Genomic DNA, 848 nt, shown 5'->3' with positions numbered 1-848 from the left:
TCTAAATACCGCTTCATTTCCCAATGTCGTACAAAGGTATTACTCACAATCACGATTTTCCCTTTGTTCAACCATTTGCGCGTTTGTTCAAGACACCATTCGTGCGCTTGCGGAAGCAAAGACGGATTGAAGTGGTACTCGCCTTTCTCATTCTCAAAATACATGTCGGCTTCGAAATACTTCGCATCGAAATCTTTCACCAATTGTTTCGCCAAGGTTGTTTTTCCTGAGCCAGGAAGACCACGAATGAGAATAAGTTTAGCAAGCGACATAATGCAGTTGAGTGATGAAAAAGAAGCCCAAACTGTAACGGAATTTCTTAAAAAGAAAAGCAGAAATAAAAATGCCGAGCAATGAATGCTCGGCATTGAGTATTAATTTATCAACATCGATTAGCGGTAAGCGGAAAGCTCGGTACGTAAACCTTTCACCAAACTCACACACATCAACAGCAGAACAAAGGTAAATGGCAAGCCGGTCGCAACCACACCAGACTGTAGCGCTTGTAAGGCTTCTTTACCGCCAACCCAAAGCATAACAGCGGCAATCGAACCCTCGATACACGCCCAAAAGATTCGCTGTGGAACGGGAGCATCAATCTTACCGCCCGCAGTGATACTGTCGATAACCAATGAACCGGAGTCAGATGAGGTGATAAAGAACACCAAAATCAAAACAATCGACAGAATAGAAATCACTGAGCTGTATGGTAATACATCGTAAACATGGAATAGTGTCAGTGAAATATCCGTTAAACCATTCGCACCCAATTCACCAACTTTGTTCACGACCTGATCAAGCGCAGTACCACCAAATACTGACATCCAAACCAATGTTACCAACGTCGG

At 43.3% G+C, this 848-nt stretch carries 2 protein-coding genes; both read right to left on the bottom strand.

Annotated elements, in window-relative coordinates; translation table 11 throughout:
* The coding region (locus R7Z50_RS26055) for an AAA family ATPase (protein WP_318149549.1) at positions 1 to 272 on the bottom strand (272 nt) is incomplete at its 3' end.
* Between the two features lie 120 nt (positions 273 to 392).
* Positions 393 to 848 (bottom strand): BCCT family transporter (locus tag R7Z50_RS26050; RefSeq protein ID WP_318149548.1); only part of this gene is annotated, 456 nt, incomplete at its 5' end.

It is taken from the genome of Vibrio sp. 1249-1 (assembly GCF_033340495.1).
This window is presented reverse-complemented; position numbering and strand designations above follow the sequence as displayed.